Annotated in this window: 13 protein-coding genes; 1 reads left to right on the forward strand and 12 read right to left on the reverse strand. The window is 62.1% G+C overall.

From position 1 onward, the window contains the following. The first annotated feature begins 18 nt into the window (after positions 1 to 18). Positions 19 to 1,359: a DUF1501 domain-containing protein gene (locus WKV53_RS03775; protein WP_341403016.1), complete on the forward strand. Its 1,341-nt coding sequence runs from the start codon at positions 19 to 21 to the stop codon at positions 1,357 to 1,359. 104 nt (positions 1,360 to 1,463) lie between these two features. On the opposite strand, the gene WKV53_RS03780 is transcribed toward WKV53_RS03775, so the two are convergent. The 12 genes from WKV53_RS03780 to WKV53_RS03835 all read right to left on the reverse strand — a co-directional run bounded on the left by WKV53_RS03780 (position 1,464) and on the right by WKV53_RS03835 (position 24,978). Beyond that, on the reverse strand, positions 1,464 to 2,828 hold the full coding sequence (locus WKV53_RS03780; protein ID WP_341403017.1) for an FAD/NAD(P)-binding protein: 1,365 nt from the start codon (positions 2,826 to 2,828) through the stop codon (positions 1,464 to 1,466). Between the two features lie 110 nt (positions 2,829 to 2,938). Next, positions 2,939 to 3,673, reverse strand: coding sequence for a hypothetical protein (locus WKV53_RS03785; RefSeq protein WP_341403018.1), 735 nt, complete (start codon positions 3,671 to 3,673; stop codon positions 2,939 to 2,941). 128 nt (positions 3,674 to 3,801) lie between these two features. Next, positions 3,802 to 14,955, reverse strand: a complete 11,154-nt coding sequence (locus WKV53_RS03790) for a filamentous hemagglutinin family protein (RefSeq protein WP_341403019.1) — start codon at positions 14,953 to 14,955, stop codon at positions 3,802 to 3,804. A 46-nt stretch (positions 14,956 to 15,001) separates the two neighbouring features. Beyond that, a complete protein-coding gene (locus WKV53_RS03795) occupies positions 15,002 to 15,880 on the reverse strand; it encodes a peptidylprolyl isomerase (RefSeq protein WP_341403020.1) in 879 nt (292 codons plus the stop codon). Between the two features lie 18 nt (positions 15,881 to 15,898). After that, the gene (locus WKV53_RS03800) at positions 15,899 to 16,534 is read right to left on the reverse strand and encodes a hypothetical protein (protein ID WP_341403021.1); all 636 of its coding nucleotides are present in this window, start codon (positions 16,532 to 16,534) and stop codon (positions 15,899 to 15,901) included. Between the two features lie 2 nt (positions 16,535 to 16,536). Continuing rightward, positions 16,537 to 18,357: a putative porin gene (locus WKV53_RS03805; RefSeq protein ID WP_341403022.1), complete on the reverse strand. Its 1,821-nt coding sequence runs from the start codon at positions 18,355 to 18,357 to the stop codon at positions 16,537 to 16,539. A gap of 28 nt (positions 18,358 to 18,385) precedes the next feature. Next, positions 18,386 to 19,075 carry a hypothetical protein gene (locus tag WKV53_RS03810; RefSeq protein ID WP_341403023.1) on the reverse strand — a complete coding sequence of 230 codons (690 nt, stop codon included), beginning with the start codon at positions 19,073 to 19,075 and terminating at the stop codon, positions 18,386 to 18,388. After that, complete coding sequence (locus tag WKV53_RS03815; RefSeq protein ID WP_341403024.1) at positions 19,072 to 19,482, reverse strand: ExbD/TolR family protein; 411 nt, start codon at positions 19,480 to 19,482, stop codon at positions 19,072 to 19,074. Before WKV53_RS03815 ends, WKV53_RS03810 begins: the two co-directional genes overlap by 4 nt. Before the next feature lie 8 nt (positions 19,483 to 19,490). Next, a complete protein-coding gene (locus WKV53_RS03820) occupies positions 19,491 to 19,889 on the reverse strand; it encodes an ExbD/TolR family protein (protein WP_341403025.1) in 399 nt (132 codons plus the stop codon). A gap of 3 nt (positions 19,890 to 19,892) precedes the next feature. Next, positions 19,893 to 21,719, reverse strand: coding sequence for a DUF2341 domain-containing protein (locus WKV53_RS03825; RefSeq protein ID WP_341403026.1), 1,827 nt, complete (start codon positions 21,717 to 21,719; stop codon positions 19,893 to 19,895). An 11-nt stretch (positions 21,720 to 21,730) separates the two neighbouring features. Beyond that, entirely contained in the window at positions 21,731 to 23,245 is a 1,515-nt protein-coding gene (locus WKV53_RS03830) for a ShlB/FhaC/HecB family hemolysin secretion/activation protein (protein WP_341403027.1), read from the reverse strand. A 260-nt stretch (positions 23,246 to 23,505) separates the two neighbouring features. Then, positions 23,506 to 24,978 carry a hypothetical protein gene (locus WKV53_RS03835; protein ID WP_341403028.1) on the reverse strand — a complete coding sequence of 491 codons (1,473 nt, stop codon included), beginning with the start codon at positions 24,976 to 24,978 and terminating at the stop codon, positions 23,506 to 23,508. Between the last annotated feature and the right edge of the window lie 33 nt (positions 24,979 to 25,011).

Raw genomic sequence — 25,011 nt, forward strand, 5'->3', positions numbered from 1 at the left:
ATCCATTTTGAAAACACCATGATTCCCTACTCACGCCGCTCCATCCTCAAGTCCGCCGGCGCGGGCTTCGCCCACCTTGCGCTCGCCGGTTTGTTAGGCCAGCAGCGCCTTGCCGCCAATCCCCTGCTGCCGAAGCTCCCGCACTTCACCCCACGGGCGAAGAAGATCATCTTCATCTTCATGGAGGGAGCGATGTCCGGCATCGATACTTTCGACTACAAGCCCGAGGTCCAGAACAACGACGGCAAGACCGGCCCCGGCGGCGGCCGGGTCACCGCCTCCAAGTTCAAGTTCAAGCAGTACGGCGAAACCGGCTCGTGGTTCTCCGAGCTGCTGCCGAATATAGCCGGCCACGCGGATAAGTTCTGCTGGCTCCGCGGCCTGCACACCGACACGCCTGCTCATCCGCAGGCCGTGGTGCAGCTCCACACCGGCAGCGCGAATGCCGCACTCACCCGCCCGAGCATGGGCGCGTGGCTGCTCTACGGCCTAGGCACGGACAATCAGGATCTGCCCGGCTACATCACCATCAATCCCTCGCCGAACTTTGGCGGCGCGGTGAACTACGGCAGCGCCTTTCTTCCCGCGCACTTCCAAGGCACGCGTATCACAGACAGCGGCTTCCTCGCCAACCTCAAGGCTGCCGAGCAAGGCCGGCTCCAGCGCCAGCAACTCGACCTGGTGCAATCCATGAACCGGGACTATGCGGCAACCAAGGGTGCACCCGATCCTGTCGACGGCATCATCGCCTCCTACGAACTCGGCTTCCGCATGCAAGACAAGGTGCCGGAGCTGCTCGACATCTCGAAGGAGCCCGAGCACGTGCAGAAAGCCTATGGTATCCAGGACGGCCCTGGTGGAGCCTTCGCGCGGCAATGCCTCATGGCCCGGCGCCTCAGCGAGGCCGGCGTGCGCTTCGTCGAAATTTGCCAGCCCGGATGGGATCACCACAACAACCTGCACAAGGGACTCATCGAGCGCTGCGGCAACGTCGATCAGCCGACCTCGGCACTCCTCGCCGATCTGGAGCAACGCGGCCTGTTGGAAGACACGCTCGTTTTGTTCGGATCGGAGTTCGGCCGCTTGCCGATGGCGCAGGGCCAGGATGGCCGTGATCACAATATCACCGGCTACTCGATGTTCCTCGCAGGCGCTGGCGTGAAGGCAGGATACACCCACGGCTCCACCGACGAGTTCGGAGTCAAGGCCACCGAAGGCCGCATGCACACGAATGACCTGCATGCCACCCTGCTCGCGCTGATGGGCCTCGACCACGAACAGCTCACCTACCCCTACGGCGGCCGCGACTTCCGCCTCACCGACGTGGCTGGCAAAGTGGCCACCGAGATTTTCGCCTGAGCCCTTCCGTGGTAGGTTGTGGTCATCACCGGACAAAAAAAGACCAGGGGTGCCTCGCTCAGGCACCCCTGGTTCTTTTTATGCATCCACAACCAAGGAAAGTTTCAGACGGCAACCGCGACAGGCGAGCTGGCTTCCAGCTCGTTCACCAGCCGCGCTGCCAATGCTGCGGTATGCAGGCGGAGCTCTGGCACCGCGGTCGCTTCGTAGTAGCGGGCGCGCAGCATCGGGCCGGTGACATACAGCCATTCCAGCGGAAAGCCATTGCGGCCAATCGCGCGGTAGTTGGGATGAATTTCCGCACCGAGGCGGAATTCATCCGGCACCAGGAAGCCGCGGCGCAGGAGATTGGTGATCAGTGGCTGCTTGATCGTGGTGATGTCGCGTGCCGGTCCAGTGGCATCGATGATGTGATCCGCGTCCAGCCAGCGCGTGACCGCGGCACGATTCCGAGGCGCAAGGCCCAAACGCAGGCGCCCATCCTTGTTCTCCACCGAAACGATGGTGCCACGTTTCAGGTCCAGCTTGCCCTCATCGATGAGGGTCTGAAAGGCATGGAAAGTGGCCGGTGCGCACTGGTGGCGATGCACCTCCCAGAAGGGGCTGACGAAGCGCAGGAATTTGCGGCGATCCTTTGAGGACATCTCTTGCCACAACGACGGCGTCGCCGGCCGCAGTGCCGCAAACACGTCGCGCCAATCGCCACCTTCCGCGATATGGGAAGCAAGCGCCCGGCGGAACAGCCGCAGGCTCCGCCGCAGGTCCGAGTCCGGAAGATCATCGAGTTCCGGCGGCAGCACCGGCGACGCATTTTCATGAGGACGCGGCAGCAGGCCATTGCGGGAGATCGCATGAATCGCTGCCGGCGTGCCGCGACGCTCAAGCTCGAGCACCGCATCAATCATCGTGAGCCCGGTGCCGATCACGAGCACCGTTTCGCCCGCCTTCACCTTGTCGAAGCTCGAGGTCTTGCGGGCTGGCAAGGTATGCTGCGCCCAGATCGAACCATCGAAGGCCGAGCCTTGATTGCCGGTGGCAAGCACCACCCGCGAACACATCAGCGCCGTCTGATCCTTCAAGGTCAGCACCGCCACGCTGCTGCCCGGGTTCGTCTGCACATCGATGACCGCGCGATGATCGACGCGCAGGTTGGGACAGTGCTTCTGAGTCTCTTCCAGACAGTGCTTGATGTAGTCGCCGTAAATGCGGCGCGGCAGGAAATCCTCCGGCGAAACATGGTCACCGAGCACTCGGCGGGCGAATTTGAGAAAGTGATCCGGCTCATCCTGATACCCGCTCATCCGTCGCGCGGGGATATTGAGCAGCGCATGCGGATCATCGCGACGATAGGCAAGTCCCGGTCCCGCGTCACCGCTCTCCTCAAACAGGATCACGGGACGATCCGGCAGACGCAGCGCGAGATGAATGGCAGTGAAGGTGCCGCTGAAGCCGCCTCCGATGACGGCCACTGGGGTTTGAATATGGCTCACAGCAATAAAAGTAGTTAATCTGATAGAGTATTCCGTGAAAAAGCTGCCGGCGATCCCGAGAGACAGCCGGCAGCTATCCGTTCCACAGCTCAAGGAAAGATTCGGGCCAGCGTACGTGCGCGGCGGGTGATGCGGGTCTGCGTCTGGAGCAGCCGGACCAGGAAGCGAGCCACCGCATGGATCGAGCGCGGGTCGCTCCAATCCGAGGGCACAGTCAAGCGGAGTTGCCAACGCTCATCGGGTTCGACCGGCGTCACATTGATCGCCGTCGGCACCGCGATGCGGCCGCGGATCGCGGGGATGATCACGCTCACGGTTTCCAGCGCCTGATAGATCGCCGGAGGAATCTCGCCGGAGAGGGAGAACTCCTTCACATCAGCCGATTCGATCTCAATCAAGCCATGCGAGGCCTGGTTCTTGAATTGCCCCGCCAGATGGCCCAGCAGGTCCCACTCTTCATGGCTTGGCGCGTCTTCGTCGAGCTCCAGTGCCACCGGATTCGCCACCGGCAACAGCCGCAGGATCGCATTTCCCGCCACCTTCGGATGCTGGGTCAGGATCTCGATGAATTGCAGCAGCACTTGGGAGGCGAGCTGCGAGGTCGGCGTGTTCCAGCCGATGAGACCCACTACCGGCCGGTCCTCCCGCTCGTGCCCGGGGCCGACGTGGGTGAAGACGGGCGCGCCATACTTGAAGCCGAGGTAGTAGAGAGGAAAGTCAATCCTGCCCGTGAGGTGCTCGGAGAATTCGCAATGCTCCACGTATCCTTGGACGAGGTTCCGCAGATTCTTGCGCAGGTCGGGATGCAAGGTCGTGATGTGCATGGTTCGGTAGGTTTTGGTTTTCACGGCGCCGGCCGAATGCCCGAACGCATCTCCTACTTAATGGTGTATTTTAATACGTCGAGGAAAAATTCCCGAAAATCGCCCATGAAACGATCCCCTCCAAGGCGCTACGGCGCGGCCTTTTCCTTGTCCTTCTCGTCTTCTTCCTCGTCGTCGGAGTAACCAAGGACCTCGACCGTCACCACGGCTTCGATCTCTTCCATGGTCGGTTCGGTCACCGGAGCCGGCGTGTTCGATTGCGGCGTGGCAGCGCCATCTCCCGCAGCTGCGGCTGCAGTCGATGCATTCGTGACCGTGGAAACGCTCGGCGCGGATGGAGCGGCGGGAGCTCCGGCGCTTGTGCCTCCCACGGCGATGTTGCCTGCGTTCAGCACTTGGGCCGCGGCGATGTTTAGATTGCCGGAGACGCGAATGCCAGCGTCGCCAGCATCGACCGTGCCTTCCGGTGCCACCAGGTCCACGTCACCGAGCGGCACACCCGCCACCGTCGCCAAGGCACCAATGCCACCACCCGTCGCAAGACCAGCGAGGTCCGTCTGCACGGCGGCACTCTGTGGATCGATCAGCACGCGCGTGGGCGGCGCAGAGGTGACAGTCTTCGATGACGAACCGGCCGCGATGTCGCCCTTTGTGGACCAGATGACCTGATCGCCGCCGCGCAGCGTGAAGATACGACCGATGCCGATGTTCACGTCGTTGTTGGCGAAGGTGTAGATGTCTCCACCGCTTTCCGTGATGATTCCCGGAGGCGACTGCGGATTCCCGATCGCCGTGTTCGCGAGCGTCAGGCCACCGCCCGGCGTGAGCAGATTGATCGCGCCACCGCGGGTGGTACGGATGCTGCGTCCGCGCGTGAGGATGTCACCGGGTGCGGGTTCATCACCCATGAGCACCTTGATCGCTTCGAGCGCGGTATCGTAGTTGCCATTCTCCGCATAGTGGCGACCCGCATCGCGGAGGATCAAATAGAATACCCCGAGCGCAAGACGGGCTTTGTCTTCCTCATTGAGCGTCGCGAAGTCCACACCGGGAGCAAGCTCCTTGAGATACGCCGCACCTTCCGGCGTCGTGACATACTTCGTGATGAAGGCGTCGAAATCGAGCGAGCTGTTAGCCAGTGAGGTCGAATCCTTCACTCCGGCTCCGATGATCAAATTCGCACCCGTGGCAGACAGTGCGGGATTGCGCGCATTCCCGATGCTCGTGATTCCCGCAGCCGTGCCATCGGCAAGCTCCGCCCCGGTGCCGAGGTCAAGCGTGCGGCCCGCGAGCACCTGCAATGTGCCCGGCCCGGCGATCTGGATGTCACCGCCATTCGCAGGGCTGTCGTTGTTCACCACGTTGCCCGTGGCATTCGCCAGCAGACGCAGCAGCGAATTCAAATTCGAGGGGATGATGTCGCGACCCGCAGCCACCACGCTGGTATCGGTGGCACGGACGTTTTGCAGGTAGAGTGACACGTCGGTGATATCGCGACCCGCATAGATCAACGTCTCCTTCGGCGAGAACAGCGTGAGGCCGGAAATATCGCCCTCACCCGCATACAGGCGGACCGGCTCGTCGTCATCCTCATGCAGCAAGCCGGCATCGTGAAGCGCCTGCTTGACCTGCAAGATGGCCTGCGCCCCTTGAGTCGCGCCCGTCTCACGGAACAGCTTGTTGACGAAGTCCAGGAAGCCGTTGCGAGTCGAGCGAGCCAGGCTCTGGTCGAGGCCAACCAGCGCGGTGTAACCGAAGGGCGAAGTGACACCCGGGATCGAGTCGGGGTCCGCGTCGGAGACGTTGATCTTCGAGCTACCCCACGAGGTGCTGGTGCCATTGAAGGTCACGCGGCCATTCCGCTGAAGGCCGTTGATCGCTCCGCCGGCCAGCAGCTCGAGGTTGCCGGTGGCCGAGGGGAACAGCGTCAGGTTACCGGCGAGATTGATGTCGCTGTTGAAGGACGTCACATCAAGCGTCGGCGGCAGCAGCGAAACGAGCGTGCTGAAAGGAGCCGCCGAAGTCTCCGCCAGCCGCAGCCATGGCTGATAATAGGACGCCGAGGCAGGCGTGGTGCGCAGGATCTGCTCCCGGTCGATCCACGCGAAGAGGATATTCGTGGAGCTGCCGGCTCCGGCAACCGGAAGCGTCGTGTTCTCGCGCAGCGTGACCGAGCCGCCAACGGAGGAAACACTCACGCTGCTGTCCGGCGAGTAGGTGCTGAAGTAGGACTTCTGCCAGTAGGTGTTGTTGATGCCGGGCGGCAACAGGAAGGGATTCGCAACCGGGCCTAACAGCAGGTCGCCGAGCGCGGTGACGTCGAAATCGCCCTTGCCAAGGAACAGCGTGGTCGGCAGCCACGTGCTCGAGTCGAAGGTATTGGCAGCGCCGGTCAGCTGCGGGATGGACGGCGAGCGCGTCGAGTTCGTGACGATGCTTCCTCCGGCATCCAGCGTGCCGTGGCCGCGCTCCACGTAGTAGACGCCGGCATCGATGTTATTTCCCGCGCGGACCAGCAGATCGCCGCCGCCGAGCTCAACGAGCTTGGCTGCATTCGGTGTGCCCTTCGGCATGCGCGCATTGGTCGGGATGACCGCATCGACATTGTTGACGTTGTGCCCTGCAACGAGACTCACATCACCCCCTCCGAGCGCGCCAATACCTTGGAAGAAGTTGCTAAAATCAACCCACCACGTGGTCGAGGCGGTATCGCCGAAGCGCGAGGTGCCGAATTGGCCCGTCACCGGATCAACGTAGCCGCGGCGATAGAGCCAGTTGTTGGGAAGCTCCCGCTGCGAGTCCGCGATGACCACGTTCTGGTTCGTGCGGGTGATGTGCTCGATATCGAGCCCCGCGAAGATCGAGACATCGCCACCGGCCATCGTATACTGCGCCGGATAAGACGGGCTCTGCTGGTTCGCGCCCAACGTGACGCTGCCGCCGGTCTGATCCAGGATCGGCACGTCAAAGGTGCCTCCCATCGTCGGATCGGCCACCACTGTGCCGGCCGTGTAGATCGTCGCGAACTGGTTCAGGAGCTGCACGCTGCGGCCTGCGCGGACGTCGATGTCGCCGGTGCCGGTGCGGATCACTTGGAAGCGGTTGCCCACCGCCAGCGCGGTCGTCGCGCTGTTGCCCGGGTTGTTGTTGGAACCGTTGCTGTTGGAGAAGTTGTTGGTGTTGTTCTTGCCGAGCAGCAGCGAGCCGGTGTTGGCGGCGAGCGCTTCGAGCGCCTTGGTCTTCCCGTAGTCCGCGGCGCCGAGGTCCGCGCCGGAAATGAAACGATAGGAATAGCTGCGGGTGTTCACCGGCAACAGCGCATTATCCCCGAGCAAGATCGAGTTGTAGGCGCTGGAGACAAAGCCATCGCTGATCGCATTGTTCAGCGTGATGTTTCCCGCGGCACGCAGCGTGAGCACGCCGGCTGCGCTCTTGGCGCCAAAACGGTAGCTCGCGAGGTTCCAGTCGGAAGTATTGGTGGAGGTGCTCGTGCCTAGCGTCAGGTTGCCGGTGCGATGGATGATCTCTGCTCCGGGAGCGAGCACCAGGATCGAGGCAAGGCCCGGATTGTGCGCAAGCAGGCGGTTGGTGATCGAGGTGTAGGCGGCGCTCGCGTTGCCAGCGGTGCCGAGGAAGCTTTCGCCGTCCGTCTTGATCTGGCTCTGGATCGCGGTGGTGATCGTGCCCGTGGTGCTGGTGAGATCGTAGATCTTGTAACCTTCGACGAGAATCGAGGACGCACCGGTGACGGTGGAGTCCAGCGCAGTCACTGCCACATCACCCGCGAGCTGCGGCGCGCGAAGGTGCAGCTTTCCGGTGAACTTGCCCTGCGCGGCGCTATTCGCGCTGTTGGAAGCGACCGATAGATCGATCGACGAGCCACTGCGCAAGTCGAGAGCCCCGGTGCCCGCCACGCCATCGCGCGAAGTCCCGGCCTCGAGCGTGATCGCACCGCCCTTGCCAGCGCTGCTGAAATCATCGCCGGAGGCATCGAGCTTCGAGCCCGAAAGAAGCGTGACGCCTCCATTCGCCGAGAGACGGATGCTGCCGCCGGTGGCTCCGGAGGCATCGACCGTGCCGGTGACATTGATACTTCCCTGGTCGGCAGAGAGCAGGAAGTCACGAGCCACCGAAACTCCGTCCAGCGTCACACTGCCATTCCGCACGCGGAACTCCTGAGCATTCGTGAACGAAGCCTGGCTCAAGCGAGACGCGAGCGCCGCAAGCGAAGGAAGAGCCGAGGTGTCGAGCGAGAAGCTGCCGTCATTTCCCCCTTGTCCTCCGCTTCCCAGCAAAGTGCCCGCAAGCGTAAACGAGCCGGCCGGATTCGAAATCGCAAGCAAGCCCGCATTCCCTCCACCCGGATTCGCAGAGAGATCCAGCGTCGCGGGCTGCGCGACCACCACATTGCCAGCATCGGCGCTCAGGCGGATGCTGCCGGCGGACGAATAGCGGATCGCATCCCCGAACACCTTCCGATCCCCCGAAACATCGAGCGTGCCCGTGACCGTGACATCGCCGGTCGTGGCACGTAGCGCAAGATTGCCACTCTTCAACAACACCTCGCTGCCTGCCGTGATCGAGGCGCCCGTCAAGGTGAGAGTGGACCCCGGACCGCCTGCCAGCAAACCTCCAGCCGGCGTGCCACTCGTGGTGGAGGTCAGCACCAGATTCTCGCCCGCAGTGATCGTGCGCACGGCTCCGGCCGCACCGGTCAGACGCGGCGTATCGAGCGTGAGCCCGGCCTGAGCGGAGAGCCCGCCCGTTCCTTCACCGAGAATTCCCCGTGTCGCGGCAAGCCGCACGTTTGTATACTGGTTCAGCGCGATCTGGTTGCTTCCCAGACGAATCGTTCCGGCAGAAATCTCCAGCGTACCGGAGGCCGTGCCCGGCGTGGTCGCGACGGAGGCATTCGGATTCTGCAGCAATACGTCATTGGCGACCAAGCGGGCGGTGCCGGCGCCTTGGCCAATGCCCCGGATCTCAGAAGCACCGAGTGTGAGATTCTTCAACGAGGATGACCCGAATTGCCCCGCCCCATACAAATCGATCGACGAATAGCTCAGCAGGCCGAGCGATGCGGCAGAACCAAAGGTCGTCAGGAAGTCATTGTCCAGCACCAGGCTTCCCCCGGCCGGTGCCGCAAGCGCGGGATCCAGCATCACGCTGATCCGCCCGGCACCGAAGGTGTAGGTATTCGCCGTGAGCGAGGCATTCGGATCCAGCGAAAGCCGCGCGGAGGAATCCAGGAAGATCCCGCCGCCGGTGATGCTCGCACCCGCACCAATCGAAAGCAGCGGAGTGGTCGAAGTGGTCGTGCCGCTGCGAAGTACGGTGGCCGTAGGATTTCCCGAGACGCGGACCAGCGCCCCATCACCCGTGATCCGCAGCGTGTCGGCGCTGGACTTGGCATCGCCTGTCGAGGCCAGTTCCGCACCCGGCGCGAGCACCAGTTCATTCTTCGCTGCCAGGATCAAGTCCTCCGCGCCGAGTGGTGCTCCGTCATTGTCCACCGTGATCTTGCCACTGGAAACGGTGACCGTGGTCGTGCCATCGGTGCCGCGTGTGCGCGTGCCTCCGATGAGCAAGCTCTCCGCGCCGAAGGCATTCAGTGCTGCCGAGTCGAGTGTGATCGAGCCTGCGCCGCCCGTGGTGGTGCCATTCGAAATGAAAGTGTCGAGCTGCGTGCTAATGTCGATCGAGGCACCGCGCCCGCCGCCGATCGATTGCGAGGCAACCGTGCCGGCGAGGTCCATCGACTGCGTGGCCTGGAAGCGCAGGTAGCCGGAATCCGTTGGCAGCACCGGCACCGGCGCATTGAGCGTAGCCGCACTCCGCTTGATGAAGGTATTCGCGAAGAAATCGAAGTACTGCGCGCGCTGGCGAACCACTTTCGAAGATGCGACCTCGAAGCGCGTCGTAACGGTCGGCAGTGTCCGCTCATCATTCAGCGAATTGTAGCGATAGCCATTCACCACGCTCGCGCCGCCGGGAACCTCCAGCGTGCCATAGCCGCCGGCATTGCTGGCCGTGACCAACACCGCATCCGGCAGGAGCGCATAGCGTGCGGGCAGCAAGGTATACCAACCGGCAGCAAGCGTCTTGCTGCCTTGCAGATAGACACGGTCACCGACCGAGAGCGTGGAGTTCGTGTAGCCCGAAGCTCCCTCGATCAGGTTCGATTCCGAAGTGGAGTTGTTATAGGCGGCATACGGCGCGTAGTCAGCACCGTACGAAGGAATCACCGCGAAGCTATTGGAGTTCGCCAGGATATCGACCGGCCCGCCGAGACCGGAAACCCACCGGTCCGCATAGAGATCACCACCACCGCGCAGATCGATCGTCGAGCCGGCCTCCTGCGTGATATTCCCACCGGAAAGCGTGATCGACTTCTCCGGCAACCCACCCGCCGTGATGTCAACGCCACGCGGATCGATCCACACGGTTCCATCCGGACTGTAGCCATAAGGAAGCACTAGCCCCTTGCCCGTCACCGGATCAACGCCGGAAACCGAGGTGATGCTGCCGGACTCCAGCGTGAGATCCGTGGTGACCGGGAACGGCTTCGCTCCGCCCGTGAACCAGTCGCGCGGCGCAGTGCCGGTGCCATCCCAACCCAGCGTGATCGTGCCAAAAGGTGCCCTCAGGACACCGCCCTGATGAATCGTCGACGCATAAATCCCGAGCTTGCCACCCGCGGAATACGGCAGGCTTCGCGTGCCCGACGACTCGATGGTGATCGAGCCCTTCTTGGCACCCGAGGCATTCTGGTAGTCGTAGGCGATCAGGTTGAACTCGCTCGCCGTGGTCGGATAAATTTGGCCTGCATGAATGGTGAGATCACCGGCCATGACGAAGGTGCCATTGCCACGCACGTCGCCATTGTTCGCGATGAGATTCGTGCGACCTGTCCCTTGCAGACTCAGGCTACCCACGTCGATGTGGCCCGCATCGATGTCCAGGGTCCCGCTGCCATAGGTCGCGGGAATGACAAAGGGAGCACCGTTAAGAACGATTGGGCTCGTCTCCTCCGTTGGCAATTGCGGGGGACGGAAAGCCATGCCCAGCGACACCGCGCCCGCCTTCACGGTCAGCGCGGAGTCATTGAAGAGAATTCCTTGGTTCGCGAGGCTGACATGCCCGCGCGCGTCGATGGCTACCGTCCCGCTCGTCTTGATCACGCCGCCGAGGGTGAGCGAATCGAAGCCACCATTCTGGAACGAATCCACCGCGAAGAACCCGTGCCCGGAACCAAGCGTGCCAGTGACCGCCTGCCCGATCGGATTGTTGGAAAGCGATCTCGCAATGACCGGGCCCGACTGCGTGACCGTCAACGTGACATCGGAAGGCGATGGGACCTCAGCAGGGCTGTAGAAGCGATTCGACGAAACAGTGAGCGTCCCGCCGGTCGCGGAAGTACCGCCAGCATTTCCCTTCAAGGTAGCATCCGAAAGCAGGAACTGGCCTCCCGTGAGCATGATGGACCCTGCATTGCTATCCACCTGCACCGGCACCGTCTGCTGGACGCGCGGCCGGTTCGTCAGGCCGGTATTCGGGAGCGAGGCGACCGGCGTGGTGGTAAATGCGGGATCCACATCAAGGACGCCGCTCGCGCCGGAGACATCCAGCACCGCGCCTGCTGCTGCGACGAGGTTACCGGAAACGCTGATGCTTCCACCACCCAGCACACTGCCGATGCGACGCCCATAGGCATCCGGTTTCAGAACCACCGTGCCCGCGGTGGAGAGCACGCTATGTGATCCCAGGAAAGTTGTAGTGACCGCTTGATTCGGATCGCCGAAAACGTTGCCCGAGTTGGAGCTCCCGGAAATGCGAATGCTGCCCGCGGGAGCAAGGATTGACCCGAGCACCGTGGCGGTGCTGCCCCTCACTTCCACCGATGCACCTGGATCCGTGCGAATCACCGAGCCCTCGCCGATGACCACATCTCCACGATTCAGCAAGAAGCCGGTGGCAGCATCGCGCACGCCATCGGAGGTAAAGCTCAGGCTCACTGCCTGGCGCTCGGAGACATCCGGATCACGGCCGTAAACTTCGGAGTATTCGCCGATCTGAAGTCCACCGCCGGAAGCATTCGCCACCACCGCCAGACGCTTGGCAACTGGCGTGAGGATCGTGTCCGGGGCCACGCTGACCGCCGTGAGGCCGGGGCCGCCCAGCCCTTGGATATTGAACTTCGTGAAGCCACCTTCGCTGAAGAACGAAGGATCGAGGTGATAGACGCCGGCCGGAGCTGTGGCACCTCCGACTTGAATCGCTCCTGCCTGCAGCGTGAGCGTCCCACCCTTCGCCCCGGAGATGCCGCGCAGCGTGCCACCGAGGTGCAAGGTTCCGCCGAGATTCGAGCTGATGTTCGGATCCTTGCCGGTCAGGATGGAGACCGATCCGGCATTGCCGTAGTGCCCCTTCCCGTCCGAGTTCATCGCATAGCCGCCGGACACATCCACCAGGCTGCCAGCTCCGAGGTCCGCCGAATAGGCCTCGATACGGATGCTCCCGCCGTCGCGAATCGCCGGCGTCGAGTAGGATGCGGCATAGCGGTCATCGGTGACAAGTCCCGCCGCGCTCAGCGTCGCGCCTTCGGCCAAGGTGAAGATACCGCGCCCCGCCCTCACCGACGGGACCACCGGCGGATTCTGCGACAGCCCGACCGCGGCATCGTAGGGAGAAGCATTCAGCGCCGTGAAGGACAGCGATCCACCCGCCGCGGTTACGTTGCCCAGGATGTTGATGTTGGACGCCGTTAGCGAAATCGATCCACCCGGCGAGGTCGTCAGGTGCTGGCCCTCCGCGACCGTGATGGTGCCATTTTCATTCGTGACCACCAGATTCCCAAAGCCACTCGAGGTGAGCAGATCGGGCGAGAGGAAGACGTCGTTCTTGCGCGCCTCGGAGATACCCGCGGCATTGCCATTGGCATCCAGCGAGAAGTCCGCCACGTCCTCCTGCTCCACACCTTCCTTGAAAACGATATCGAGCCCGTCCGGATACGTGATGAAGTAATTCGGCGCGAGATTTTCCCGTCCCCGGAAATGCAGCGCCAGCGTCGCGGCATCCGGCAGAGAGCTCGAGCCGGATTCATTACGGATCTGGTTCGCTCCCGCCACGGTGTTCCCGCGCAAGGATCCATCGAGCACGATCGACGGTGCGGTGATCGTGACCGACCCGGCATTTGCACCCTGCGTGTAGCTTTCCTGATAGCGCGTGCCAGCCGGTGCGAGGGCACGGTTGAAATTCTCCACCACCCCCCACTTCGAATGCACCACCGACGAACTGCCGGTATAGATTCCTGAATACACCTGGTCCGGTGTGGCTTGGGAGATATCGACAATCTGGCCATTGCTGACCACCCGCGTGGTCGCCACGGTGCCGCCTTGGAAATTCGTCCAGCCACCGGAGACATCGATGATCGAGCCTTCGCGCACAACCGCAGCATCGCCCGCGGAAATCGTGAGCGAGCCGCCTGCCGTAGTGAGCTGGGCGACATCGCGCTGCACCAGTCCGAGATAACCGATGAGATCCGCGAGCGGCGTGCCCACCCACTCGCGTCCCTCATAAGTGCCGGTCTGGCCGAGATCCACCACGATCGTCTCTCCACGTAATTCGCCATCGCGTTGGACGGGAGCCACCGAAAGCTCCGAACCACGCAACTCAAGCTCGATGATATTCTGCAGCACCGAGGCCGTCGCATCGGTCGTGCCTGCGAGATTGATCACCGCACCATGGTCGATGAACACCTGCCCGCCGGTAGAGACAAAGGTCGAGGTCGGCAGCGTTGCAGAATCGAGGAACGCCCACGTGCCCGCTTGGATCGATGCCTTCGCATTCGGCGCGAGGATGATGGATCCCTCGGCCTGATGGATGTTCTTTCCCTGGAGATTGATCTGCGAGCGCAGTGCCAGCTCGGTGCCGATCGAAGTCGCCGTGCTCGTGGTCTCTGGCAAAATGCGGATCACGCTGTCCTCGCCAAGCGTGATGTTCCCGGTGGACTTCCAGGCGAAGGCAGAGCCGGTATTCGGGTTCGAAGCCACAAAGCCGGGATTGCTCACCGCGTCGTAGTTCGCCAGCAGATCAACCCGACCATTGAGCGAAACCGAGGTCGTGCTGTCGATCGCACCATTATGCGCGATGGTCTTGCCGGTCAGCAGCGCGCTGCCACGCGCGATCTCGATCAGGCCATTGTTTGTCACTGTGCCCGCATACGGCGCAAGCGCCGAGGCCGGGTCGACCACCGCACCGACGTACACGTCGAGTCCTCGCAGCGACGGATCCGCCGAATTGTGCGCGACCACCCCGACCTGCAAGCCGGCGGCAAGAATGACCTGTCCCGAGGGTGAGGTCAGCGTGCCGTTGTTCGTGACATTGGCCCCGGCCAGAAAGATTCGGCCACCATTCCCATCCGCACTGACCGCCGTCTTGATCTGCGCGCCTGCCTGGACCGTGATGTCACCGATCGGTCCTTGCCCAAGTCCATTGAAGAGGAAAGCTTGGCTGGGATTGTTCAGCAATCCATTGGCGACCAACTCATCATTGATCGGCAATGCGGAAACGGTGAGCGCGCCGGTGTTCACCTGGCTGGAGCCACCGAAGATGATACCATTCCGATTGATGACGTAGACCTGTCCCTGCGCCTTGATGGAACCGAGGATTTGTGTCGGATTTCCCGTCGGATCGTTGACCTTGTTGAAGGCGATCCACTGGTTTGCGCTCGATCCCGCCGCGGACTGGTCAAAGGTCAGCGTGGTATTCTTGCCAACGTTGAACGTCTCCCAATTCAGCAGTGCCTGTTGGGCCGTCTGCTTGATGGTCACGGTCGTCTCGCTGCCATTCGTCGTCTGCGTGGGCAATTCCGCTCCCTGCCACCATGAAGCATCCGTCCCCACATGGCTATCCACCTTCAAGCCCCCGCTGCCGAGCCCATTCGGCACGTTCGGCAAGGGCGCTCCCGTGGTCGGATGATTGCCGAGATTGTTCGCGCCGCCGATCGCATTGTTGCGCGCGGCAAGCTGCATCGCGCGCACCGCGGCAATCGCCTGGGTCGTCCGCGCAAGCGAGTCCTGCGCATTCGTCCGCGCCTGATTCGTCACCGAGGGCGTGGTGCCACCCGAGGGCGTTGCATTCGCCTGCGGCGGCGCAGCTCCGCCATTGCCACCGCCACGCAAGATGTCCGCATTCGCCTGAGACATGAGCACCGACATGCCCAAGGTCATGCGAAAGGCGGTGTTCAGAAGCGAAGTGCGCAGGGTGTGGTCGGTGATCATGGCAGCAGTTCTATCATTGTGAAACGATCCATCGTCCCGGGCCGGGTTACTTCCCTAGGATCTTCGCGAGCTCGATTTCGTTAATCGCGAGAGGGTGATCTTTCAATAGCTTGGCGAGATATTCCTGACGGTTCAGGCGGGCGCGTTCTGCACGGAGTTGCACGGTCAATTGATCGCGCACCTGATCCAGCGTTGCGGTGTGCGCTTCCTTGGAATCGAGCACCTTGAGGATGTGCCAGCCATCGTCCAGCTTCACTGGCTCGGACACTGTGCCTGCTGCGAGCTTCGGCAGCTTTTCGCGAATGCCGGGCTGAACCTGCTCTTCGGCGATCCAGCCGATCTCCCCTCCTTTTGCCTTGCTTGCAGCTTCGTCGCTTTCGGCAGTCGCAATCGCGGCGAAGTCAGCATTCTTCTCCTTCAGCTTCTTGGACACCGCGTCGAGCTTCGCCTTGGCCTTGTCGGTTGCCGCCTTGTCAGCATCCTTCGGCAGCGCGACAAACACCTGCGCGAGGCGATACGACTTCGGCACCTGCAGCGACGGCTTGGCCGCCTCGTAAGCCGTTTGGAGATCACTCTCCGTCGGAAAATCCGCGGGCACCTTCGAGGACTTCTCCAGGAAGCTCTCAGTCAAAGCGGACTCGCGGGCACGCACCAGCTTCGCGACGACATCGGGCTCCTGATCCCATTTCTGCGCCAACGCCTCCTTCAGCACCAAGCGCTGGATCAGCAGGGCGCGGACATACTGACCAAGCGCCGCCGGATCCTTTGCAAGGACCGCATCCTGGCCGGCTTCAAGGCCCGCGATGGCCTCGCGGATCTCCTCAGTTTTGAGTTCAATATCGCCGATCTTCCCAAGCGGGACGGTTTCGGCATGGAGGGCCGCGGAGGTGGCGGCGGCAATGAGTGTGAGCAATCGGAGTTTCATGATGTTCTCGTGGTCGAGTTACGGTTTCTTGGGTGCGGCAAGGCGCTGGTCGAGAATCCGGTCCTGATAGCCTTGGACGTGGTTCTCGATCTCAACGCGGGCGTTGCCGATAAAAGGTTCTTTCGCAGCGAGCGACTTCCCGAGCGCATAGTTCTTGTAGCGGTCAAGGATCTCGTTCGAGACATTGAAGAGCGCGATGTTCTTCCGCTCGCGGTCGGCGACGGTGTTCTTCAAGGACACCACTTCACCGGCCAGCTTCTCGCGTTCTCCATCGCCCTTCTTCGCTGCGGCAGCGGCCGTCTGATAGGCAGCCTTCCACTTGTCGAGCGCGGCGATGTAGTCGGCTAAGCGCTTTTCGCGTTCGGCTAGGCGATTGCTGAGCGTGGCGATGTTCTTCTCCGACGATGCCTTGTCCTCGTTCGACTGCTTGGCGAGCGCGGCATTCCGCTTCTCCAGGTCAGCAACCTTGGCTTCCAGCGCCTTCGCCTTCTGCTCGGCGGCAATCGACGCGGCCTGGGCGGTCGCGGTTTCGCCCTGCGCCGTCCGGAGTTGCAGCGTTGTGTTTTTCAAGGCCTCGCGCAACCGGGCACCATCGTCCTCTTGCGCGATCGCGGAAATCGGGATCAGCAAGGCAATTAGAAGGAGTGCTTTCATGATCAGAACTTGGCGTTGATGTCGAATTGCAGTGTGTCCGTGCTCAGCGGCGGGCCGGAGACCTCGTCCGAACTCATCCACTTCACGCCGACCCGCACATTGGGAGAAACCGCCACGGCACCGCCCAGGGTGAAGCCCTGCACGTTGGTTCCGCCGCCGCCAAAGTCGGAGTCCGTGAAGCCGTCCACGACGGCATCCGACTCGACATAGCGGTAGCCGATTCCTGCGATCCAATCGCCCTTCTTGTCCATCGCGGTCTTGCCGAATTGGAACATCGTATTCCAAGCCATGTCGCCGCCATCGAAGGTGCCCGTGCCCGCACCGATGCGGTTGTTCACGGCCTTCGGCGCGATGTCATTCGCATCGAACGCGAGGTTCTTCAGGAATTCCCCGGTCAGCGCGAACTTCACCGGATCATACGCATCGTATTCGAGGCGTCCGGTCAGCGTCAGCACTTGGAAAGGCGTCGCGAGACCGTAGTACTGCCACTGGTTCGTGGTTCCGAAGCCGTTGGCCGCGGTCGGGATGATATTGCGCAGCGCCATGTAGGTATTGCCGCGCTGGGCGAAGGATGGGCGGGTCGCATCGGTATTCCCCGCATCGTTTGGCCCCAGCGGCACGAATGGCGTCGAAAGCTCGCCCTCGATATTCTGGAAGTCATACCACGCCACGCCAAACTTCGCCTTCAGGTGATCATCGATCTTCCAATCGATTCCGACCTGAGCGCCATACAGCCACTTGTCCTGGCTCTCGAACTTGGACGGCTGGTTCGACGCAAAGTTGAGATCGGTATTGTAGACCGGGAACAAGCCCGCGGCACCGAATACGGTCACTCGATCGCTCGCCCTCGCTTTGCCACGCAAGGCGAGGCCATCGAAGCCGAGATCATCGTCCCACATCACCTCGGTGTTGAAGAACGGATTGTCGAAGCGACCCAGCACCGCCGACAACTCATAGTCATCAGTCTTGATTGCGTCGTAGGCGATGAAGGCGCGGTCGAGCCAGATCTGATACTTTGAGAAATTGCCGCCTGAGCCGCCGAGCGACTGGTTCGGCGAGACCGGAGAATTGCTATCGCCCGTCGCTACTCGCAAGCCACCGGTGAAGCCGTCGCCGAGCATGAGGTCTGCCCCGATTCGCGCACGCAGGCGGGCGCGGTTGCGATCCTGGTCGACGTTATACTGCGGCGAAAACAACGTGCCAGACGTATCGAAGGGCGCACCGGTATTGATCGCGTTGAAGTTCGGGAAGGCACCAGTGTTGTCGTTACCATTGCCGAAGAAAATCGATTCATAGCGACCGCGGATGTCGCCGAAGGGGCGGATGCGCGAGGTCCAGTCTGGAGACTTGTAGGCTCCCCAGTTTTCCTCGTGTGCCTCGGCCATCAGCTCCTGCTTGATCTCATCGCGGATGCCATTGCGCACGGTCTGCGGCACATAGTTCACGCTCACCTCGCCTTCCTGCCGCGGCGGTGCAGCGGGAGCAGCAGCCGCCTGCGCGGCTTGCGTCGCCTTTGCCTCGGACTCCGCCTGTTCGATCAAGGCGAGCCCCTCCTCCTGAGTGATCTGGCCCTTCTTCACCAGCAGCACAACGAGGTTCACCGCCATGTTCGGTGACGGTGGCGGCAAGGCTTGCGGTGCCGGTTGCGGTGGAAGTTCAGGCGCTCCGATGTTCGGATCGAAAACGTGGTTATACTGCTCCTGCGAGGTCGGCGTCGTGACCGGCGGAAGATCCGGCGGTTCCTCAGCGCGGGTGATCGCAGCTCCCGCGAGGGTTGCGGCGACCGTCGCAAGGATCGGGCGATAAGCGTGCTTGGTGGGCATGGCGGTTACTTGAAAAAGAAAGGAAGGATCAGGCGCGCGGCTTCACGCTCTTGGCCCGGGTTTTGACGACGCCGGGCTTGCCGCTTGGCGGGGGCTGCGGAAACAGGACGCCGACGAAATCGTTGGAAAGGATGCGGTCGATCGACGGATCGCCGGTCGATGGCTCGGGAGTGATCGCGAGGACGCGCCCCTCCGCGCTCACTCGCACGTTAAGCGTCACATTGTAGGTCGCATTCTTGAGCGTTGGATGGCGCTTCAGTTCCGATTCCAAAGTGGTGCTCACTCCACGAAGGAACGCCGCACGGGCGCTACCCGTGCCGCCACCTCCTCCGCCTCCGCCGGGACGACCATTGCCCCGGTTGGAAAGATTGAAGTCGCCTGATCCATTGCCAGTGACGCCAGTCCCCAGCCCCTCATCAGGCGGGCTTTCCGGACCTGGTTGCTCCGGCTCGGCTTGCTCGGGAGGCTGTTCCACCAAGTCCTCGGGCTCTGGTTCCGGAGCCTTCTCAGGCTCGGGCGGCTGCTGGGGCGGAGGCAAAGGTTGTGGAGGAAGCGGCGTGATCGCCACGATCTCCGGCGGCTTGGGCTTCTTCTTGGCAGGTGTCGACGGACTCATCACCACCCAGGTCGTCGCGCCTCCAAACACGGCCGCCACGAACAGCGAGCCGATGACGTAGCGCTTCACCCGGCCTTCAGTCTGAAGATAGTTGGCACTCATGACTTTGCAGGTTGGGTGGCGAGACCGATCTTGGTGATCTTCAGCCGTGCGAGGACATCGAGGACACCCATGATCACCTCGTATTGGGTGGCGCGGTTGCCGCGAACCACGGCGGGAAGATCAGGAGTGGTGGACTTCAAGGAAGCCAGGCGGCGCTCCAGCTCGCCGAGCGTGACCGGCTCGCGGTTCAGCTCGATCTTGCCATTGTCATCGATGAGGATGGCCTGGACCTTCGGTGCGTTCGGATTCGCCGCAGCGGGACTCTTGCTGGCACTGGGAAGCTGCACCTTCATCCCCTTCACCGCGGCCGTGGTCATGATGATGAAGATCAACAGCAGCACCAGGTAGAGATCCACCATCGGCGTGACGTTGATGTCGTCGTAGTCTTTTCCGTCTCCGGCTTGCATGGCTGGATTCAGTTGGATCCCTCGGCAGCGAGGCCGATGTTATCGATGCCCACGCGCCCGAGCACTTCGAGCACGTCCATCACTCCTTGGTATTGGCTCTTGCGGTCGCCACGGATGACGACCGGCAGGTCCTTGGTCGTGGCCTTCAGCTTGCCGAGCTTGGATTCCAGCTCGGCGAGGCTCACGGGATAGGTATTGAGGGCGATCTTGCCCTGGGTATTCACGGTGATGGCCTGCATCTTCCGCTGCGACAGATCCATCGCCGCCGCCGACTTCGGCAACTGCACCTTCATCCCCTGCACGCCTGCGGTCGTAAGGATGATGAAGATCAACAGCAGCACCAGGTAGAGGTCCACCATCGGCGTGACGTTGATGTCGTCGTAGGACTTGTCGTCGGCGGAAGCCATGGGTCAGGCGGCCTTGTCGTTGTTGGTAGGCGCGTAGGGTGAAGACTCCCCCGCTGGCGGATAAAACTCGGCCATCTTCGCGACGAACTCGTCGATGAAGACGTGCATGTCGCTCGTGGTCTCCTTGATGCGACTGTTCAGGTAGCTATAGATGAACAGCGCGGGAATCGCGACGACCAGGCCGGCCACGGTGGCGAGCAAGGCGGAGGCAATGCCTGGCGCGATCGAGTTCACATCCACTTCGCCACTCTTCGAGATGATGGCGAAGGTGATCATCACCCCGACCACCGTGCCAAGCAGGCCGACATAAGGACCACCGGCGATACTGATCGTCAGATACACGAGTCCTTTCGTCAGGCGATGGGTTTCGCGGACCAGACCGCGATCAAGCGCGGCCCGCACCGCTTGAATCGAGCGCCCGGAAAGACCCTTCGTGCGATCCTTGTCGCGGTCCAGGCGATGCCGGATTTCCTTCGAGCCGATGTGATAAATTTGATAAAGCGGCGAGCTCTTGATCAGGTTGCGGGTGCGGTCGTCAGCACCTCCTTCCAATGACTCGATCCCGGCAGGATCATTGTGATCCAAGGCCGTTAGATCCGCCGAAAGTTCTTCCCACTGCTGGAGGAAGGCTCGCGTCCCCTTCTGAACCGTATTGAGGTAATTGAACTTCTGGAATGCGACGGTCCAGCCGACCACGATCATGATCACGCAGACACCGATGGCGATCCAGCCGTCGAACATCATGTTCTTCGCGATGTCGCCGAAGAGCATCATGTGCTCCAGCGCATTGCTGTGACCACCGCCACCTTCGCCGCCCTCCACTTCGCCCAGGGTGACAGTGCGCTGCCCCGCATCCGTGCCACCCTGACTGATCGCGGCAAACTTCACCCAATCGGCAGAACGCGCGCCTTTCGAGATCTCAAGCTCATCGATTTCCCCAACGAAACGAGAACCGGCTTCAGCACCACCAATCGTCAGCGGACCATCGAGCACTGGCAAGGCCGCAACCAACTGGCTGACCGGCTCGCCATTCACAAACAGCGACACCTTTCCGGCCTCGGCCGTCACTGCGAGATGAGTCCAGCTTGCCGGGGCCACCGGTTGGCCCGGCGTGCTCCGTTGCCCGCCCACGGTCACGACCGGCACGCCCTGATCGAGCGCGATGCGAAAATCACCCCGGCGGAAGATCTCCGCGCCAGCCTGTAAGGCATTCGGCTTCACCCACGCCGACCATGTGAAACCACCACCGAAGTCCAGCGAAGGAGAAGCCACCACAGTCACCGGATCCGCGCCGAGCAAACGCGCTCCGCTACCGATGATCGCACCTTCGGATGTGGTCAGCGCGATGCTGCCGTTGTTGCCATTCGCAGTGGCATCCGCGGGCGCAGCACCGCGGTCGGCGAAGTGCCAGACCAGCGCTTCATCATGGACATCAGTCGTCTTTGCCGCGGGCACTGCGGAAGGATTCGCGGCACCGTAGTAAAGATTCACCGTGGTGTTGCCCGCAGCCAGCGATGGCACCTTCACCCAGATGAATCCGCCATCGACCATTCCATCGAACTTCTCGATCTCGTGCGGAAGCACCGTGCCGTCATCCGTAACAAAGCGCAGGTCGCTGCCATCCGTGGCTGCATGAGCGAATTGGAAATTGCCCTCGTGCAGACGAACCAGCACCGCAGCATTCTCGACCGGCCCGGAGAGCTTCGCGGCGTCCGCGCCGGTGTTAATCGTGATCTTCTGGCGATGGGTCCAGTCCTTGTTCCACCAGCCTTCAGCGGCGTGAAGCGGAGCGAGGAGCAAGAGGGAGGCGATGACGTGACGTGCGATCATGGTCAGGTTTGTTAGAATTCGGCCCAGCCGCGGAAGGTGACGCGGACCTCGCCGGACTCGGCGTCGGTCTGGTTCGTGAGGGGCACGGCGATATCGAGCGAGCCGTTGTAGTGGTCGCGCAGGCGGAGGCGCGTGCCCACTCCGGCGCTGAAGAAATTGTAGAAGGACTTCTGCGAGGGCAGCGGCTTCAGCACCGTGAGCGTGCCGCCATCGACGAAGGCATGGAGGCGCCACTCGTCGGCCTGGTTCCCCTTGTCATCCCTCTTTCCGATGAAGGAGCGAGTGCGATACTCAGCCGTGCCAAAGAGGCCATTGTCGCCCAGCGCGGTCGCTTCCAGGTAGCCGCGCGCATTGCCGAGACCGCCGCCGCTCAGTTGCTCGCTGTTGATCAGCGGCTGGCTGGAAAGCTGGCCCTGCACCTTGCCAAAAAGCTGCGAGCCATTCTCCAGATCGTGCGTGTGGGAAACATCACCGCGCAGGTAGATGAAGCTGCCATCGGCCTGGTAACGCTTGTTGTCGAACTCCCGCGCATCGCCGCCCATGCCGCGAAGATGGAGGTTCAGCGAGAGGTTCGCCTGGGTGAATGAGTTCTTGTGAACCCAGTTCGCCCCGTAATTCGCACTGATCGGATAATACTCGATCGGCGTGTTGGTAGGAACGCCGGCGGTGGTCAGATCCTCGTCAAAGGACTTCCAATCCATGCCGAGCGAAAAAGTCTGATAGAGGGTGTCAGTCCGAGGCAGATCGAAGAGGGCACGCAGCCCGATGATCTCCCCGCGACCCGCCACAGCAGCACCGCCCAGGGTAGAAATGTCGCTGTCCTGCTTGGTCGCCTGCAGCATCAGGCTGACACCGTCCGAGACACGCGCCATGTAGTAGCCCGAGTAGACCAGCGCATCATCCGGATTCTCCGGCGCAATCTGTAAATCCAGCCCGAGGGTGTGACCGCGCTGGAACATGTTCCCATAGCTGATCGAGGCATTCAGTCGCGATTGCGTCGTGTTCGGACTGTAGCGATTGTTCACCTCCAGCGAGCCGTGCAGCGGAGACTCGTCCTCGACCTCAAGGTCCACGTCATAGGTGCCGGGCTCGGCACCCGGCCGGAGCTGCGGCTTCACGGTGCGGTCCGGCAGGCGGTTCAGGGCGACAAGCTCCGCCTTCACCTTCTCGAAATCCGGCACATTGCCCTCAGCGAGCGACGGGATCTCCTCCTTGATCTTGCTCGGCAAATGATAGCGCGCTCCTGTCACGCGCAGCCTGCCGATCGTTCCCTCCGTCACCTGCAAGCGGATGATGCCCGAACGCGGATCCTGCGATGGAATCTGCACCGTCACCGTTTGATAGCCCTTGTCGCGATAGGTCTTCTCCAGAGAGGCACGCGCGCTTTCCACATCCGCCGCCGTGCGGCCCGGACCGAGGAAGGGATACACCGCATCTTCAATCTCCAGCGCCGACAGCAGCTTCGATCCCTGCACGCGATACTCGCGGACGAGCAAAGTCTGCTGCTGAGCGAGCGCCGGAAGCATCCCAGCGACAGCAAGCGAGATTCCCAGCACGACCACACGGGCCGGCCGGGAAAGGCGCGGGGGGAAAAATGACGGGGACGTTTTCACAATGGGCTGTCTCGATGCTGCCCCGAGGTCGGAAGAACTTCCTGCTCGCGGGTAAGATGGGACAAATAGGTGGTCCTTGCGGACCGCGGAAAATACCGGGGGAGGAAAACCCCGGGAACGTCCGCGCTAGGAAGAGGTGCAGCGCGGTCCGGTCCCGGGGCATCAGATAAGGATCAGTCTGTTGGCAGGGTGCCGGCGTAAACCGTGCCGCCATCGGCCAGGCGGTAAACCTTCAAGCTGGAGTCCAACGCGACGCCTTGCTGCGAAGCGACGACCGTCTTGATCTTGTTGGCAAGGGCTTCCACAAACGCGGCGCGGAATCCGGCCGGGTCTCCGGAGACGTCGACCACGCCCGAGAAGGTGCCTTGGCCGTCCAAGGGCTGCGGCACGACGATGCGGTTGTAAACCCAAAGCGTGTAGCGGCCGCTCTGCACGTTCGCCACGGTGTTATCGATGCCATTGAACTTGAGCGCGACGCCTTTGCTATTGGCCGGACGGGCAAGCCCCTGGCCATTGCCGAGGATCGTCGCATCCGCGTCGCCGGGCGTCACGTAGCCGACATACCAGCCAGCGGTCGCATTCGAGTCCGCCGCCTTGTAGGCAGTATCCGCGAGTGTGCGGGTCAGGGCGGTGGCCAGGTTGGCACCACTGGTGTGACCACCGGAGGAGGTGATGCCGGACCACGTTTCGGTTGGCCAGTTGGCGTGGGAATAGACCTTGCCGCCAATCACCGAACTACCGATCTGATACGAATTGTCGGCATTGTAGGAAGGGTTCGCAATCCAGTTTCCGGAGGCCGCCGGGGATTCAATCAGCGGCGCATTTCCAGTTCCACCCGCGGTGAGCGGCTCGGTGGCAGACTTGTAGGCATATTGATCACCAAGACCGCTGCGGCCGATTTCAAGCTGGGCGGCAAAGCGTTGACCTGCATCGGTGTTGCGGCCGAGGGCATAGATCCACTTGTGCTCGTCACCATTGGTCCAGTTACCCGTGAAGAACGAGAGCGGCAGCGCGCCGGCATCATACAGCTGCTTCGCCTGCTGGCTGGTGATGTTGTCGATCGGAATGCCAGGGCTGCCATAGAAGCCGAGCTGCGAGATGCCCACCGGCACTTCCTTGATCGTCGAGTACTGCAGGCCATTGTATTCGCCGTTGAAGGGCGAGGTGGTCTGGAAGTTCGTCGACAAGCCGAAGTCCACCTTGTGCAAGGCGAACTGGTTCGTGTCGGAGACGGTGAGCAGGTTCGATGGCACGGTCGTCGTTCCTTGGCCGTTGGTCACGTCATAGCGCACCTGCACCGTCGAGTTGGCCACGGCGGCGATACCGGAAAGGGCGCCGGCGAAGTTCGTCTTGATGATGACGTTGTGACCGTTCCAAGTGCCATTCCACGTGCCGAAATTCGACTGGCGGAAGGTATTGTCCGTTCCCGTGTAGCTGCCATCGGGATTCAGCGTGCCGGAGGTTGCGGGGAAGCGTCCGCTCGTTCCTTGGTAGCTCCAGCTGGTAAGCAGGCGGGAGATGGCGACCTGCGTCGCATTGCGGTCACCGTTCGAAGCGGAGAAGTAAATGGTGATGGGATCGGCACTGACGGTGAGGATCGAGGCCAGGCTGGCGAAACCAAGGAGGGCGGATTGGGAAAGTTTCATATCAGCGGAAAATTTTTGTTAGAGAATCGATTG

This window comes from Luteolibacter sp. Y139, assembly GCF_038066715.1.
In the GTDB taxonomy this organism is placed as follows: Bacteria; Verrucomicrobiota; Verrucomicrobiia; order Verrucomicrobiales; family Akkermansiaceae; genus Haloferula; species Haloferula soli.